At 71.5% G+C, this 14,437-nt stretch carries 16 protein-coding genes; 12 read left to right on the top strand and 4 right to left on the bottom strand.

Annotated features, from left to right (window positions below):
* Positions 1-54 precede the first annotated feature (54 nt).
* Positions 55-1,053, bottom strand: coding sequence for a methionine synthase (locus tag ACWDRB_RS37320; RefSeq protein WP_449901843.1), 999 nt, complete (start codon positions 1,051-1,053; stop codon positions 55-57).
* Positions 1,054-1,077: 24 nt separating this feature from the next.
* Here ACWDRB_RS37320 and ACWDRB_RS37315 point away from each other — a divergent pair, with 24 nt between their 5' ends.
* Complete coding sequence (locus ACWDRB_RS37315) at positions 1,078-1,710, top strand: MBL fold metallo-hydrolase (RefSeq protein ID WP_449901841.1); 633 nt, start codon at positions 1,078-1,080, stop codon at positions 1,708-1,710.
* Here the strand turns inward: ACWDRB_RS37315 and mnmA are convergent.
* Positions 1,703-2,761, bottom strand: coding sequence for a tRNA 2-thiouridine(34) synthase MnmA (gene mnmA, locus ACWDRB_RS37310; RefSeq protein ID WP_449901839.1), 1,059 nt, complete (start codon positions 2,759-2,761; stop codon positions 1,703-1,705). The genes ACWDRB_RS37315 and mnmA overlap by 8 nt on opposite strands.
* Before the next feature lie 67 nt (positions 2,762-2,828).
* On the opposite strand from mnmA, the gene ACWDRB_RS37305 reads away from it, so the two are divergent.
* Positions 2,829-3,872 carry a DUF695 domain-containing protein gene (locus ACWDRB_RS37305; protein WP_364264452.1) on the top strand — a complete coding sequence of 348 codons (1,044 nt, stop codon included), beginning with the start codon at positions 2,829-2,831 and terminating at the stop codon, positions 3,870-3,872.
* 18 nt (positions 3,873-3,890) lie between these two features.
* Here the strand turns inward: ACWDRB_RS37305 and ACWDRB_RS37300 are convergent, their stop codons facing one another.
* The gene (locus tag ACWDRB_RS37300; protein WP_449901836.1) at positions 3,891-5,054 is read right to left on the bottom strand and encodes a cysteine desulfurase family protein; all 1,164 of its coding nucleotides are present in this window, start codon (positions 5,052-5,054) and stop codon (positions 3,891-3,893) included.
* A gap of 54 nt (positions 5,055-5,108) precedes the next feature.
* On the opposite strand from ACWDRB_RS37300, the gene ACWDRB_RS37295 reads away from it, so the two are divergent.
* The 9 genes from ACWDRB_RS37295 (at position 5,109) to ACWDRB_RS37255 (ending at position 13,405) form a co-directional block, all read left to right on the top strand.
* On the top strand, positions 5,109-5,621 hold the full coding sequence (locus ACWDRB_RS37295; protein ID WP_350729567.1) for a TetR/AcrR family transcriptional regulator: 513 nt from the start codon (positions 5,109-5,111) through the stop codon (positions 5,619-5,621).
* Between the two features lie 409 nt (positions 5,622-6,030).
* Positions 6,031-7,227, top strand: coding sequence for an MFS transporter (locus ACWDRB_RS37290; RefSeq protein ID WP_449901834.1), 1,197 nt, complete (start codon positions 6,031-6,033; stop codon positions 7,225-7,227).
* 70 nt (positions 7,228-7,297) lie between these two features.
* A complete protein-coding gene (locus ACWDRB_RS37285) occupies positions 7,298-7,969 on the top strand; it encodes a rhomboid family intramembrane serine protease (protein WP_449901832.1) in 672 nt (223 codons plus the stop codon).
* Positions 7,970-8,096: 127 nt separating this feature from the next.
* Positions 8,097-8,996: an ABC transporter ATP-binding protein gene (locus tag ACWDRB_RS37280; protein WP_449901830.1), complete on the top strand. Its 900-nt coding sequence runs from the start codon at positions 8,097-8,099 to the stop codon at positions 8,994-8,996.
* Complete coding sequence (locus ACWDRB_RS37275) at positions 8,993-9,757, top strand: hypothetical protein (protein WP_449901828.1); 765 nt, start codon at positions 8,993-8,995, stop codon at positions 9,755-9,757. The genes ACWDRB_RS37280 and ACWDRB_RS37275 overlap by 4 nt, the downstream gene beginning before the upstream one ends.
* Before the next feature lie 27 nt (positions 9,758-9,784).
* A complete protein-coding gene (locus ACWDRB_RS37270) occupies positions 9,785-10,486 on the top strand; it encodes a response regulator transcription factor (protein WP_355205454.1) in 702 nt (233 codons plus the stop codon).
* Positions 10,483-11,952, top strand: coding sequence for an ATP-binding protein (locus ACWDRB_RS37265; protein ID WP_449901825.1), 1,470 nt, complete (start codon positions 10,483-10,485; stop codon positions 11,950-11,952). Before ACWDRB_RS37270 ends, ACWDRB_RS37265 begins: the two co-directional genes overlap by 4 nt.
* A 119-nt stretch (positions 11,953-12,071) precedes the next feature.
* Complete coding sequence (locus ACWDRB_RS37260; RefSeq protein WP_449901823.1) at positions 12,072-12,623, top strand: RNA polymerase sigma factor; 552 nt, start codon at positions 12,072-12,074, stop codon at positions 12,621-12,623.
* Positions 12,620-13,405, top strand: coding sequence for a hypothetical protein (locus ACWDRB_RS37255; protein ID WP_449901821.1), 786 nt, complete (start codon positions 12,620-12,622; stop codon positions 13,403-13,405). The genes ACWDRB_RS37260 and ACWDRB_RS37255 overlap by 4 nt, the downstream gene beginning before the upstream one ends.
* A 288-nt stretch (positions 13,406-13,693) precedes the next feature.
* On the opposite strand, the gene ACWDRB_RS37250 is transcribed toward ACWDRB_RS37255, so the two are convergent.
* A complete protein-coding gene (locus ACWDRB_RS37250; protein WP_449901819.1) occupies positions 13,694-13,894 on the bottom strand; it encodes a putative quinol monooxygenase in 201 nt (66 codons plus the stop codon).
* Positions 13,895-13,988: 94 nt separating this feature from the next.
* Here ACWDRB_RS37250 and ACWDRB_RS37245 point away from each other — a divergent pair, with 94 nt between their 5' ends.
* Positions 13,989-14,399, top strand: coding sequence for a hypothetical protein (locus ACWDRB_RS37245; RefSeq protein ID WP_449901816.1), 411 nt, complete (start codon positions 13,989-13,991; stop codon positions 14,397-14,399).
* Positions 14,400-14,437: the final 38 nt, after the last annotated feature.

Genomic DNA, 14,437 nt, shown 5'->3' with positions numbered 1-14,437 from the left:
CGAATCCGAACCCGTACGTCAACCTGTGCAAACGCTACCGCTGAGCACTGACCTTCAGCGCTCACCCCGTTGCGACCCGGCCTCCGGGTCCTCCCTGAGCACCTGGGCCGCCTTCCGGCAGGCCGCCAGGGCCGCGCGGGCGTACGCGGGTGACGCCCCGGCCAGCCCGCACGCCGGGGTCAGCACGACCTGTTCGGCCAGCCGGTCGGGCGCGAACCCGAGCCGCCGCCACAGCTCCAGCGCCGGTTTGGCGACCACCCCGACGCCCGGCAGCCGGGTGTCCCGGCCGGGCACGACCCCCAGCAAGAACCGCAGACCCGCCTCGACGGCCTCCCCGACGGAGTCCTCGTCCCTGCGCCGCAGCAGGGCGGCGTCCACCGACACACCGCGCACCCCGGCCCTGCGCAGCACGTCGAAGGGCACGGACGGCGCGCAGCAGTGCACGATCGGGGCGTCGAAGGAGCGCATCGACTCCTCCACCCGCCACTCCTCGACGGCCGCCAGCCGCCCGAACCCCGACGCCGTCGGCACGGTCCCCGCCAGCACCCCGGGCAGCCCCGGCTCGTCGAGCTGCAGCACGATCTCCGTCACCCCGGGCAGCCGCCGCCGCACGTCGGCGCAGTGGTCGGCGACCCCCTGCGCCAGCGAGTCGGTCAGATCGCGTACGGCCCCGGGGTCGGAGAGCATCTTGTCGCCGTGTTTCAGCTCGATCGACCCGGCCAGCGTCCATGGGCCGCAGACCTGCAGCTTGAGCGGCCCGGAGTAGTCGTGGCCGACCTCCTCCAGCCCGTCGAGATCCCGCCGCAGATGATCGACGGCCCGCCGATGGTCGCGCCCCGGCCGATCGGCCAGCCGCCACCCGGAGGGCTGCACCTCGACGGGCAGCTCGACGAGCAGCCCGGCCGTCCTGCCGATCATGTCGGCGCCGACGCCCCTGGCCGGCAGCTCGGGCAGGTACGGCAGTCCGGGCACCTCACCGAACACGACCCTGATCGCCTCGAGATGGTCCTCGCCCGGGTGCGAGCCGACTCCGGTGGCTTCCCACGTAGACATGGGGACAAGCGTAGGCTCTGCGGAATGGAGCTGACGAAACACGAGCACGCCTGCGTACGCGTGGAGAAGAACGGCAGGGTCCTGATCATCGACCCCGGGACGTTCAGCAAGGGACCCGTGCTCGACGGGGCCGACGCGGTCCTGATCACCCACGAGCACTGGGACCATGTGGACGTCGACAAGTTGAAGGCCGCGCCGCCCGCCCTGGAGATCTACACCTGCGAGGGCGTCGCCGCGGATCTGACGGACGTTCCGCAGAAGGTCCAGGTGGTACGGCACGGCGACGCGTTCGAGGCGGCCGGTTTCCGCGTGCGGGCCTTCGGCGAGTGGCACGCCAAGAACCACCCCGACGTGCCCGTCGTCCAGAATGTCGGGTTCCTCGTCGACGACGAGATCTTCTACCCGGGTGACGCCTTGACGGTCCCGGGAGTGGACGTGCCCACCCTGCTGGTCCCGACCGGCGGGCCCTGGCTGAAGCTCGGGGAGATGATCGAATATCTCCGCGAGATCCGCCCGGCAAGGGCGTTCTCCACCCATGACGGCCTGTACAACGACATCGGCTTCGGCCTGGTGGACAACTGGCTGAAGATGGAGTCGGAGCACCAGAGCGCCGACATCCGCCGCCTGGCGGTCGGCGAGTCGGTGACGCTCAGCTAGCGGCGACGATCGTCGCCGAGCCGATCACGGTGTCGCCGGAGTAGAGCACGGCCGCCTGGCCCGCCGCCACCCCGGTGGCCGGGCGGTCGAGATCGATGCGGACGCCGCCACCGATCTCCGCGAAGCGGCACTCGTACACCTCTCCGTGCGCCCGCAGCTGCACGGTCAGGTCCTCGACCGTGGCCGGGCCGTTCCACACCGGGCTGCCGCACGTGATCGAGGTGACCTCCAGGGCGGAACGCGGGCCGACCGTGACCGTGTTGGACACCGGCTCGATCGACAGCACGTAGCGGGGCCGGCCGTCGGCCGCCGGGCGGTCGATGTGCAGGCCCTTGCGCTGCCCGATCGTGAAACCGTGGGCGCCCTGGTGGCTGCCGACGACCTCACCGCCCTGGTCGACGATGGGGCCCTCGGCCGAGCCGAGCCGCTCGGCCAGGAAGCCGCGGGTATCGCCGTCGGCGATGAAGCAGATGTCGTGGCTGTCGGGCTTGTCGGCGACGGTCAGGCCGCGCCTGGCGGCCTCCTCGCGCACCTGGGCCTTGGTCGAGTCGCCCAGCGGGAAGATCGCGTGGCTGAGCTGCTCGCGGGTGAGCACCCCGAGCACGTACGACTGGTCCTTGCCCTGGTCGGGGCTCCTGGACAGCACGCCGTCGACCAGCTTGGCGTGGTGGCCGGTGGCGACCGCGTCGAAGCCCAGCGCCAGCGCCCGGTCGAGCACCGCCGAGAACTTGATCTTCTCGTTGCACCGCAGGCACGGGTTGGGCGTGCGGCCCGCGGCGTACTCGGACACGAAGTCCTCGACCACGTCGCGTTGGAAGCGCTCGGCCATGTCCCAGATGTAGAAGGGGATGCCGATCACGTCGGCGGCGCGTCGCGCGTCGCGCGAGTCCTCGATCGTGCAGCAGCCCCGCGCACCCGTGCGGTGGGATTGGGGGTTGGCCGACAGAGCGAGGTGCACACCAGTGACGTCGTGACCGGCCTCGGCGATCCGAGCGGCGGCCACGGCGGAGTCGACGCCGCCCGACATGGCGGCAAGCACACGCAGTCCCATGACCGTTCCAGCGTACTGTCCGCGCGGGAGTGCGCGACCATGGGTGGGGTCTGCGAGTATTCAGGCCATGCGACTGTTCGGGCGCAAGGGCGCAGAGGAAGAGACCGGCGACGGGATCGCCGAGTTCTGGGCGTGGTGGCAGGAGTCCAGGCCGGGGCTCGACTCCCTGGTCGCGAACGGCGACGTCGAAGGGCTTGAGGAGCGGCTGGCCCCGGCGGTCGCCGCGATCCACCCGGGCCTGGTCTGGGAGGTGGCTCCGGGCAAGGAGGCCGCGCACGCCCTGGTGGTGACCGCGGCGGGCGACCCCGAGCTGCGCTCGCTCGCGCACCGCTGGGCCAAGGCGGCGCCGCCGTCCGACATGCTGTGGGAGTACCACCCGTCGCGGCAGGCCAATCCGCAGGCCATGGAGCTGACGCTGGACGTCGGCGGCTTCGAGTTCGCGCTCGACAAGCTGATGCTGGGGCTGCGGGTGCCGAGGGACCAGCCGCGGGTCGACGTGTCCGCGTACCACCCGATCTTCGGCGAGTTGGACGAGGACACCAGGATGGAGGCCACGCTGCTGGCCCTCGACTGGCTGCTCGGCGAGGACGACGTGGCCCGCTGGGTCGGGGAGATCACGCCGGCCACGTTCCAGCCGATCGACTCCGTGGCCGCCGTCCACCTGCCCGCCGTGGTCGCCGACGTGGCCTCGGGCTACACCGAGGAGGAGTGGGTGCTGCTCGAAGGGCAGACCGGCAGCGGCGCGCCGCTGGTCGCCACGGCCCGCCACCCGCTGCGGCCGGTGGACTACCCGCTGTTCGACCAGCACATCGCGATCACACTGCCGTACACCCACCGCGACGAGAACGGCCTGCCGGTCGGCGACTCGCTGACGGCGCTGCGCGACTTCGAGGAGCGGCTGGCCGCGCGGCTGCTCAAGCTGCGCGACGACGCGGTGCTGGCGGCGCACATGAGTGCCGAGGGGCATCGGATCATCCACGTGTACGCCGACCCGACCGGCGACGCGGCGATCCACGCGAAGGAGCTGATCGTGAGCTGGGAGGAGGGCGAGCCCCGGGTGGACGTGGCCGCCGATCCGTCCTGGTCCGCCGTGGTGTCCTTCCTGACCTGAGCCCCGGCTGCCCGGGTCTCAGCTGAGGCCGGCTCGGCGGGCGCGTTCGACGGCGGCGGGGAGCACCTCGATCAGGCGGTCGACGTCGTCGCGGGTCGAGGTGTGGCCCAGGGTGAACCTGAGCGAGCCCCGCGCCGCCGCCGACTCCGCCCCCATGGCCAGCAGCACATGGGACGGCTGCGCCACGCCCGCCGAACACGCCGAGCCCGTCGAGCACTCCACGCCCTTGGCGTCGAGCAGCATGAGCAGCGCGTCTCCCTCGCAGCCGGGGAAGGAGAAGTGGGCGTTGCCGGGCAACCGGTCGGCGGGGTCGCCGTTGAGCACCACGTCGGGGACGGCCTGGCGTACGCGCTGGATGAGCTCGTCGCGCAGCGACGTCAGGCGGCGGGCCAGGGCCTCTTGCTCCTTGACGGCGGCGCTGACGGCGGCGGCCAGCCCGGCGATGGCGGGCGCGTCGAGCGTGCCCGAGCGCACGTCGCGCTCCTGGCCTCCGCCGTGCTGGACGGAGACCGGCGTCAGCCCTCTGGCCAGCAGCAGCGCACCGGCCCCCATCGGGCCGCCGACCTTGTGGCCGGTCAGCGTGAGCGCGTCGACCCCCGAGGCCGAGAACGACACGGGCAACTGCCCCACCGCCTGGACCGCGTCGGTGTGGAACGGGATGCCGTGGTCATGGGCGATGGCCGCCAGCACGTGGACGGGCTGGACCGTGCCGACCTCGTTGTTGGCCCACATGACGCTGATCATGGCCACGTCGTCGGGGTCGCGCTCGATGGCCTCGCGCAGCGTCTCGGGGTGGACCCGGCCGTACGCGTCCACGCCGAGCAGCTCGACCTCCGCGCCCTGGCTGTCGGCCAGCCAGTGGGCGGGGTCGAGCGCGGCGTGGTGCTCCACCGAGCTGATCAGCACGCGCCGCCTCGGACGGCGCGACCAGTAGAGGCCCTTGATCGCGAGGTTGTCGGCCTCGGTGCCGCCCGAGGTGAACACGACCTCGCTGGGCCGGGCGCCGAGCGCGTCGGCGATCGTCTCGCGCGCCTCCTCGACCACCCTGCGGGTCCGGCGGCCCGCCGCGTGCAGCGAGGAGGCGTTGCCGACGCATTTGAGCTGCTCCGTCATGGCCTCGATCGCCTCGGGCAGCATGGGTGTGGTAGCCGCATGATCAAGATAGGCCGACGGTCTGGTCACCCGATCAGGGTATCTCGTTTGCTACTGTACCGTCCGGACGGTACAGTAGAGACCATGCGAAGGGACGAGCTTTTGGACGCGGCAGAGGACCTGCTCTGCGATCAGGGCTCGTCCGCACTCACCCTGGCCGCCGTGGCGGACCGGGCAGGCGTCAGCAAGGGCGGCCTCCTCTATCACTACGGCACCAAAGAAGCCCTGATCAAGGGCATGGTGGAGCGTCTGATCGAGGACTTCGACCAGCTCATGGTCGCACAGCCCGGGGAGACCTACACCGAGCGCTACCTGCACGCCACGCTGGCCGCCGTCCGCTCCGGACGGCTGCGACGATGGGCCGTGGTCACGGGCGCCTCGGGCAACCTCTTCCTGCTCGCGCCGCTACGCGAGGCGATGGCCCGCTGGCATCGCGAGGGGTTGGGCGAGGAGCCGGATCCGCGGGCGTCGCAGATCGTACGACTGGCGTGTGAAGGGCTCTGGGACGTGGCCAGCCACGACCCGGAGCTGAACACGGAGGACGATCTCCAAGCGCTCGAGACCCGGATGAAAGCGCTGCTCAAACCCCCTTCCTGAGCCCTTGACCCGCCCGCCCCCCAACCGTGGGGATGCGGGTCCGTCTGTGCCTTCCCGGCTGCCCGCTCGGACGACAGCCGGTGCGGCGCCGCCCGACTGGCGCGCGGCCTTCCCTCAAGGCGGAGGCCACGATCGAGCCGACGCCCGGACCGCGTCCCAGACACGGGCCGCCGCTCGCCCGGACACCCGTCGCCGACCCGGCCACTCGACCTGGGTGCTCGGCCGGTGACTGTGCTCGGTACTCAGTACGAGCGGCCAGGCGGAACCCCTCGGGCCACAACCGTCCAGCCGAACCCCTCCCCCACCCCAGCCTGAGCTCGCCCGGCGCGACGCTCGGATGCCGCGGGGCGGGCGGGCCCCGAGACCTAAATATGGCGAAATAGTGCGAATTCTTGTGAGGTGTTAAACGATGACCCGTTCCCTGAGGAGTGCCCGTTACGGGGCGGTTCTGACGTTTGTGCTGGGCGGACTGATGGTCGGCACCATGACGGTGCGCATCCCGGCGCTGACCGACAAGCTCGGCCTGTCCGAGTCGACGGTCGGCGCCGTCCTCCTCGTGTGGGGCCTGGGCGCGCTGGTGACGATGCAGTCCATGCGCCGGATCATGGCCCGTGCGGGCAGCCGGGCGGTGCTGCGGATCGGCGGGCCGCTCACCGCGCTGGGACTCGTGGCCGTGGCGTTCGCCCCGAACCTCCCGTTGCTCATGGTGGCCGTGGCGCTCTTCGGCATGGCGTTCGGCACCGTGGACGTGGCCATGAACGCCCAGGGCTCCACGGTCGAGCAGGCGTACGGACGGCCGCTGATGAACGGCATGCACGCGGGCTGGTGCGTGGGCGCCATCTCGGCGGGCGCGCTGGGCAGCGTGGCGATCGCCGTGGAGCTGCCGTTCACCGCCAACGTCGCGCTGATCGGCCTGATCTCGCTGCCCGTCATGGTCCTGATCGGCCGTACGTACCTGCCCGAGCCCCCGGCGGCCGGGACCGCGACGGCGGCCCGCCGGCGCATGCCGCCGATCGTCTACCTGCTGGGCGCGATCATGTTCTTCGCGTTCATGGTCGAGGGCACGGTCGCCGACTGGAACGGCCTCTACATGCGGAACGAGCTGGGCGCCCCCGAGGCGCTGGCCGCCCTCGGCTACCCGGTGTTCGAGCTGGGCATGCTGATCGCCAGACTCACCGGTGACCGGCTGCGGACCAGGTTCGGCGTGCGGGGCATGCTGACCGTCTCCGGAGTGGCGACGGCCGGGTTCTTCACGGTGGTGCTGATGGCGCCGGCGGCGCTGGTGGCGGTGTTCGCGATGTTCTTCGTCGGGCTCGGCGTGGCGACGATCTCGCCGCTGACCCTGTCGCTGGCGGGCACCGCGACCGACTCCCCAGGACCGGCGATCGCCCAGGCGGGCGCCATGGGGTACGCCGGCCTGCTGCTCGGGCCCGTCGTGATCGGCTTCATCTCGGACGCCACGACGCTGCGTACCGCGCTCGGCATCGGGGTCGTCCTGGGCGTGCTGATCGCCGCCGCCTCCCGCCTCCTCCCCCGCAGCGAGCCGTCGGCGATCACCCCGGCGGTCACCCTGGCCGACCGTGAGACCGTCGAGGTCGCGGCCTGACATTTGTCACCGTTAAGCCTCGTACATAGGCCACTGCCCCGTTCAGTGCCGCCGTGCGAGGCTGAACGCCATGTTCAAGCCGTACACCACAGCCGTGGTCTTCGTGATCACGGCGGTCCCCAGCCTCCTCCAGTTCGCGATTCCCGGCCTGGAGCCCGCCCTGATGCGGAACCCGGCGGTGATCGCCGAGGGTGAGTGGTGGCGGCTGGGGACGGCGCTGGTGGTGCAGGACGGCGGTCTGCTGGGCACGCTGTTCAACCTGGTGTGCCTCGCCGTGCTCGGCTACTTCGCCGAGCGGGCGTTCGGCCCGGCCCGCTGGCTCGCCCTGTACGCCGCGGGCGCCGTGGTCGGCGAGGCGGCCGGATATCTCCTGAACGATCCGGGTGCGGGCAATTCGATCGCCGTCTGCGGCCTGGCCGGCGGCCTGGCCGTGGCCGCCGGCGACAGGCTGGGCCGCGCGCTGGGCGCGTACTACGCGCTCGTCCTGGGCGCCTCGACCCTCATGGGCCTGGGCACGTGGGGCGTCATCGTCATGATCGCCGTGGCGGCGGCCGGTTCCCAGCTGGTGGACAAGCGCGAACGCCTGCCCCTCTGGCTCTTCGCCGCCGTCGCCGTCCCCGCCGCGGGGGTGCCGGCCGCGTTGGCGGACCTCCACGGGATGGCGCTGCTGAGTGGCATCATCGTCGGATGGATCTTGAAGGGAACGTACCTTTCGACATCCAGGCGTACGAGGCCCGCGTGACGTCCTAAGAGTTCTCTGTGGATCGGCGGCAGGCGATGGCGCGCACGCCCACGTGGGGGCGCCCCGGCTCACAGACAACTCACAGACTCCTCAGAACTCCCCCAACCGCCGCCCCCACGCTGGACCCATGATCCAGCTCGACGGACTGACCAAACGCTACGGCGACGTGCTCGCCGTGGACGATCTCACCTTCACGGTGCGCCCGGGGCAAGTCACCGGCTTCCTGGGCCCGAACGGCGCGGGCAAGACCACCACGATGCGCATGGTCCTTGGCCTCGACCTGCCCACCTCCGGCACCGCCACGATCAACGGCCGTGCCCACCACGAGCTCCGCCACCCGCTGCGCGAGGTCGGCTCGATGCTGGAGGCGCAGGCCGTGCACCCGAGGCGCAGCGCGTACAAACACCTGCTCTACCTCGCCCAGACGAACGCCGTCCCCGACGTCCGCGTCGCCGAGGTGCTGGACCTGGTCGGGCTCACGGCGGTGGCGGGCAGGAAGGCGGGCGAGTTCTCGCTGGGCATGGGGCAGCGGCTGGGCATCGCCGCGGCGCTGCTCGGGGATCCGCCGGTGCTGATGCTCGACGAGCCGGTCAACGGCCTGGACCCCGAAGGGGTCCTGTGGATCCGCACGCTCATCCGCGGGCTGGCCGCGGAAGGGCGCACGGTGCTGGTGTCCAGCCACCTGATGAGCGAGATGGCGCTGACGGCGGACCGCCTCGTGGTGATCGGCAAGGGCCGGCTCATCGCGGAGGGGGAGATCGACGACTTCACCGAGGGCGGGGCGGCGGTGTTCGTACGCACGCCCGACGCCGCCTCCTTCGCCCGGCGCCTGGAGCTGTCCGGCGCCTACGTCCGGCCCGGCGGCGCCGACGAGCTGCTGGTCACCGGCATGACGGCACCCGACGTCGGGCGGCTGGCGGCGGCCGAGGGCGTGCCGCTGTTCGAGCTGGCCCCCCGCCGCGCGTCACTGGAGGAGACGTTCATGGAGCTCACCCGGGAGAGCGTCGAGTACGGGGCGGCACGATGATCGACGCGGGGGTGCTGAGGGCGGAGTGGACCAAGTTCAGCAGCATCAGGTCCACCATGGTGCTGTCGGCGGCGACCGCCGCCGTCGCGGGGCTGCTGGGTTGGCTGTTCAGCAGCACGGCCGCCAAGGAGTACGCCACGGCCACGGCGCAGGAGCGGCTCGACTTCCAGCCGCTGGACCTGGGCATGCGCGGTGTGTTCATCGTGCAGCTGCTGGTGGCGGCGCTGGGCGTGCTGGTGGCCTCCTCCGAGTACGGCTCCGGCACGATGCGGGCCAGCCTGGCCGCCGTGAGCAGTCGCGGCCGGCTGCTGGCGGCCAAGTGCGGGATCACCGTGCTGACCGCGCTGCCGGTGAGCGTGGCCGCGGTGTGGCTGATGTTCACGACGAGCCAGCTGACGCTGTCCGCGGGCGGAGCGCCGTCCGTCCTGCCAGGCGATCCTGTCGCGCTGCGGCTGCTGCTGTTCGGACCGCTCGTGCTGACGCTCCTCGCGCTGTTCGGCCTGGCGCTGGGCGTCCTGCTGCGCGGCACGGCCCCCGCCGCGAACGTCAGCACCGCCTTCCTCCTGCTCCCCGTCATGGCCGGGGCCTCGCCGGGCTTCCTGCGCGATCTCATCGGCGTCTACTGGCCGAGCATGGCCGCCCTCCAGGCCGTCTCCGGGAAATCCGAGCTGCCGGGGGCGCTGGGGTTCGGACTGCTGGTCGGGTTCGTGACGGTCATGCTGGTCGCCGCGTACGTCCAGCTCAAGAATCGCGACGCCTGACTACGCTGAACCGGGGAGGTGCCTCTCGTGGGAGAACGGCTGCTCGTGGTCGACGACGAGCCCACCGTCAAGGAGCTGCTCTCCGCGACGCTGCGGTTCGCCGGCTTCACGGTGAGCTCGGCGGAGAACGGCGCGCAGGCGCTGGAGTCGGCCCGGCTCGACCCGCCGGACCTGGTCCTGCTCGATGTCATGCTGCCCGATCTCGATGGGTTCGAGGTGATCCGCCGACTGCGGAGCCTGCCCAGGGGCGGCGGACGGCCCGGTCCGGTGCCCGTGCTGTTCCTCACGGCGCGGGACGCCACGGCCGACAAGATCAACGGGCTGCGGCTGGGCGGCGACGACTACGTGACCAAGCCGTTCGACCTGGAGGAGCTGCTGGCCCGCATCAGGGCCATCCTCCGCCGCACGGGCGCGGCCCCCGACGATTCCACGCTGGTGGTCGGGGACCTCGAGGTCGATCCCGACGGCCACCAGGTCACCAGGGCGGGACGTCCGGTACGGCTGTCGCCCACGGAGTTCCGCCTCCTGCTCCACCTGGTGCTCAACGCCGGGCGAGTGCTGCCCAAGACCCAGATCCTGGAGCACGTGTGGCGCTACGACTTCGCCGGCGACACGAGCATCGTGGACACGTACGTGAGCTACCTGCGGCGCAAACTCGACGCCGGCGAACCCAAGCTGATCCACACCGTCCACGGCGTCGGCTACGTCCTGCGCAAGCCCAAGCGATGATCGGCCGGCTGTCGCTCGCCGCCCGGCTGCTGGCCATCGCGGTCGCGCTGCTGGTGGTCGGCCTGGTGGTGATCAGCTCGGTGGTGCTGCGTCAGCTCGAGACCCAGCTCATGACGCGCGTCGACGCCCAGTTGGAGCCGATGGGCAAGGCGGCGTCCGCCATCCCGCCGGACCTGGTCGTCAAGCTGTCGCGCAGCCCGCTTCCGGCCGGGTCGTTCGACCTGATGGGGAAGGGGTTCGTGGCCTACCTGGCGGCGGACGGGTCCGTTCTCCGCGAGCTCGGTGACCTCGCCGGGCCCGCGTTGCCCCGGCTCGACAGCGCCGCAGTGGCGGCCCGCGCCGGGCAGCCGTTCACGGTGAACGGCACGGACGGCGACGAGTGGCGGGCGGTGGCACTGCCCCGCGCCGGCACGAACGGCCCGCGCCCCGGCTCCGGCTCCGGCGGCACGAGCCTCGGCCCGGCCGATCACACCGCGGTGGTGGCGGCGGTCTCGCTCGCCGAGCTGCACACCACGGTCGACCGCCTCCGGGCGGCCTGCCTCCTCACGGGCGCCGTCCTGCTCGGCGTGCTCGCGCTCGTCGGCGGGGTCGCCATCAGGGCCGGGCTGGCTCCGCTGCGCCGGGTTGAGGAGACGGCGGCGGCCATCGCGGACGGCGACCTGACCAGGCGCGTACCCGAGCCTGCCGGCCTCTCCACCGAGGTGGGCCGGCTGGCCCGCTCGCTCAACAAGATGCTGGCCCAGATCGAGCAGGGGGTCGCGGCGAAGGTGGAGTCGGAGGCCAGGATGCGCAGGTTCGTGGCGGATGTCAGCCACGAGCTGCGCACCCCGCTGTTCGGCATCAAAGGCTTCTCGGAGCTCTACCGCATGGGCGGCACCGAGGCGGGACCCGCGCTGGCCCGCATCGAGAGCGAGTCGGGCCGCCTGGCCCGGCTGGTGGAGGACCTGCTGCTGCTCGCCGGCCTCGACGAGAGCGACGGGCCGGGGCTCGACCTCACCCCCATGGACCTCCGTACGCTGGCCGCCGACGCCCGCCACGACTTCGCCGCACTCGCCCCGTCCAGGCCCGTCACCTTCACCGGCCCGTCCGGCGGCCCGGCGGCGTCCGCACCCGTGCTGGGGGACGAGGCCCGCCTGCGGCAGGTCGTCAGCAACCTCGTCGGCAACGCCATCACCCACACACCCGCCGGCACCCCGGTACGGATCGGCGTCGGGACGGACGGCGGTGAGTCGGTCCTGGTCATCGAGGACGAAGGGCCCGGGCTGAGCCCTGAGGAGGAGGCCCGCGTCTTCGACCGCTTCTACCGCGCGGACGCCTCCCGCGCCCGCGCGACGGGGGGTGCGGGGCTCGGACTGGCGATAGTCCGCTCCATCGTCACGGCCCACGGGGGCCGGGTGGAGGTCCGCTCCGCGCCGGGCAAGGGCACGGCCTTCCAGGTACGCCTCCCCGCGACCGACCCCCGCTGAAACCGGCGCGCGCTCGTCGATCGCCCTTCCGCTGCGTACCTGAGCAGGGCGGGAAACACTTGTGGGTGATGCCGGACATCTAGTGAGGTGTTCCGGCAATCTTCGGTTAGGAGACACCTGTGCAAGATCCACGCGTGCCCTCCGGCACGCGAGATCGTTTCGAGGCGCTCTACCTCGCCTGCTATCCGGCGATACATCGCTATGCGCTACGCCGTACCGATTCGGTCGACGACGTCGCCGATGTGATCGCGGAGACCTTTCTCGCCGCGTGGCGGCGGCTGGACGACGTTCCGGACGGCGACGCCGCCCTGCTGTGGCTGTACGGCGCGGCACGCCGCGTCCTGGCCAACCACCGCCGCGGGGAGTCGCGCCGTAGCGCTCTGGCCGCGCGGCTCCGCGACGAACTCGCCGTCGGCCGGGAGACGAGGCCAGCCGATCCGCGGACCGACGCTCTGCGCGCCGCCTTCGCCGCTCTGAGCCCGGCTGACCGGGAGGTGCTCGCGCTGGCCGGTTGGGAAGGGCTGACCGGCCCGCAGATCGCCACGGTACTGGGCTGCAGCAGCACTGCCGCCCGGCTCCGGCTGCACAAGGCCCGTAAACGACTGGCCCAGCTCCTCGGCACGACGGACGAGGCCCCCGTGATGACCCCACTGAGAGGAGAAACACGATGAACAAGATCGACCGCATGGTGTCCGCCATCGATCCGGCCGCTGAATTCAGCGAGCCTTCCATGAGCCAGGGTGCCCACGACCTCCTTGAGGAGATCGTGGCGACGCCGCCTGCGCCCCGCCGCGCATCCTGGTTGCCCGGCAGTCGGGTCGCCGAACCCGGGCAGGCCCACCGGTCCCCGGCGATCACCGCGGCGGCGCCTCGACATGGTCCTTCCCCCCTGCGTCGTCGCCTGCTGGCGGGCGCGGCGCTCGCGGGCATCGCCGCGGCCGCGCTGGTGGCCGTGCCGCTGGTCTCCGGATCACAGAGTGCGGCGTATGCGGTGGTGAAGAAGTCCGACGGCACCGTTGAGGTGACGGTCAATGAGTTCCGGGACCCTGAAGGGCTGGAGGCCAAGCTCAAGGCTGAGGGAATCACGGCTGACGTGACGTTCACCGAAGCGGACAAGCGATGCGCGCCTGGCCGCTTCGTCGGCGCGGACCTGGCCTACGATCCGCCGAGCACCCAGAACATGACCGAACAGGAGCGCAAGGAGTTCGACAAGCCGGACAACTGGCGCTCCCGCGACGCCGCCGCGCCGATCAACCGGAACACCTTCCTGATCTCCCCGCGCTTCATGCGGCCGGAAGAGACGCTGGTCCTGGAATTTCGACCGGGTAACTACCCGGGGATGGACTGGGCGCTCGGCACCTATCTGGCCAAGGCGGGCAGTCCTGTCGCGCCCTGCAAACTCGTGACCGCCGACTCCGACGAGGAGAGCGTCAAGGAGATGGCCGGGAACTGATCGCGAGCCGGTGGGGTACGGCGATGTGCACAGGGGCGCGCCGTACCCCACCGGTAGGCCTGTTCGGACGCTGGAGCTGGACGCGAGCGGGCGGTTATCCGCCGATGGACGCCCGCTCGATGACCGCCATCGGGATCTGTCTCGCCGCCTTGCGCTGGTAGCCCGTGTAGTGCGGCCAGATCCCGACCTGAGGACGGCCCATCGCTCGGCATCCCACGGCTCCAGTGCGGCGCCGATCAGATAACCGGGTGCCTGGCCGAGCAGCCGTACTACGCCGAGGACCAGCAGTCACAGGGCTTGCCGGCCGGTCCACTCCTGGACGATCAGCATGCGGGCGGGGTCGATGTAGGGCTCGTAGGCCAGGCAACCGGGTTCGTCCAGGGACGGCTCGATCATGGCTTCCAGCCCCGTGCGGAGCCGGTCGTGCTGCCCGGGAGCGGCGAGCAGTAGAGCAGCACCACGGCCGTGAGGAACCCATGCAAAATGCATACTCGGCCGATGACAGGGACACTGTCGACTCCTCTTCGCCGAATGTCACGATTTCCGTGTCAAGTCAGCAAGATCACATAGTGAGGGGGATCGGATGGGGAAAGCCCCCGAGATCCTGCCGATCATCGCCTTGGCTTCGGTCGTCACGGTGGAGTTCGGCGGGCACGCGCTGCTCCGCTTCATCACCACCGATCGCGAGAAGCTGGGTGAATTTCGCGAGCGGTTCTTCCGCGCCGGGCATGCGCACGCCGGCGTACTGCTGGTGCTGTCGCTCGTCTACTTCCTCTACCTGCCCCGCGCCGATTTCTCCGACGGCCTGGAGTGGCTGGCCGGCGGGGCCCTGCTGGCCGGAGTACTGGCGCAATCGGGTGGGTTCTTCCTGCATTTGGCCATCGGCGCGCCGGGCGCCCGCCGCTCGCCCGGCACGATGCTCACGCGAGGAGGGGCCCTGCTCCTGGCCGCCGCGTTGATCGCCCTGGCCGTCGGTCTCGCCGGTGCCGCATAGCGCCTTCGGAGCTCTTCACCCGCCCGGCGTCCACGACC

Source organism: Nonomuraea sp. NPDC003707 (assembly GCF_053587055.1).
The sequence above is the reverse complement of the archived record's forward strand: the minus strand, read 5'-3'. Positions and strand labels throughout refer to the sequence as shown.

What these genes read in the sequence shown, in the direction of transcription:
- ACWDRB_RS37320 (WP_449901843.1), bottom strand. Translation starts at nt 1,053, where the DNA reads ATGTCTACGTGGGAAGCCACCGGAGTCGGCTCGCACCCGGGCGAGGAC.
- ACWDRB_RS37315 (WP_449901841.1), top strand. Translation starts at nt 1,078, where the DNA reads ATGGAGCTGACGAAACACGAGCACGCCTGCGTACGCGTGGAGAAGAAC.
- mnmA (WP_449901839.1), bottom strand. Translation starts at nt 2,761, where the DNA reads ATGGGACTGCGTGTGCTTGCCGCCATGTCGGGCGGCGTCGACTCCGCC.
- ACWDRB_RS37305 (WP_364264452.1), top strand. Translation starts at nt 2,829, where the DNA reads ATGCGACTGTTCGGGCGCAAGGGCGCAGAGGAAGAGACCGGCGACGGG.
- ACWDRB_RS37295 (WP_350729567.1), top strand. Translation starts at nt 5,109, where the DNA reads ATGCGAAGGGACGAGCTTTTGGACGCGGCAGAGGACCTGCTCTGCGAT.
- ACWDRB_RS37290 (WP_449901834.1), top strand. Translation starts at nt 6,031, where the DNA reads ATGACCCGTTCCCTGAGGAGTGCCCGTTACGGGGCGGTTCTGACGTTT.
- ACWDRB_RS37285 (WP_449901832.1), top strand. Translation starts at nt 7,298, where the DNA reads ATGTTCAAGCCGTACACCACAGCCGTGGTCTTCGTGATCACGGCGGTC.
- ACWDRB_RS37280 (WP_449901830.1), top strand. Translation starts at nt 8,097, where the DNA reads ATGATCCAGCTCGACGGACTGACCAAACGCTACGGCGACGTGCTCGCC.
- ACWDRB_RS37275 (WP_449901828.1), top strand. Translation starts at nt 8,993, where the DNA reads ATGATCGACGCGGGGGTGCTGAGGGCGGAGTGGACCAAGTTCAGCAGC.
- ACWDRB_RS37265 (WP_449901825.1), top strand. Translation starts at nt 10,483, where the DNA reads ATGATCGGCCGGCTGTCGCTCGCCGCCCGGCTGCTGGCCATCGCGGTC.
- ACWDRB_RS37255 (WP_449901821.1), top strand. Translation starts at nt 12,620, where the DNA reads ATGAACAAGATCGACCGCATGGTGTCCGCCATCGATCCGGCCGCTGAA.
- ACWDRB_RS37250 (WP_449901819.1), bottom strand. Translation starts at nt 13,894, where the DNA reads ATGCATTTTGCATGGGTTCCTCACGGCCGTGGTGCTGCTCTACTGCTC.
- ACWDRB_RS37245 (WP_449901816.1), top strand. Translation starts at nt 13,989, where the DNA reads ATGGGGAAAGCCCCCGAGATCCTGCCGATCATCGCCTTGGCTTCGGTC.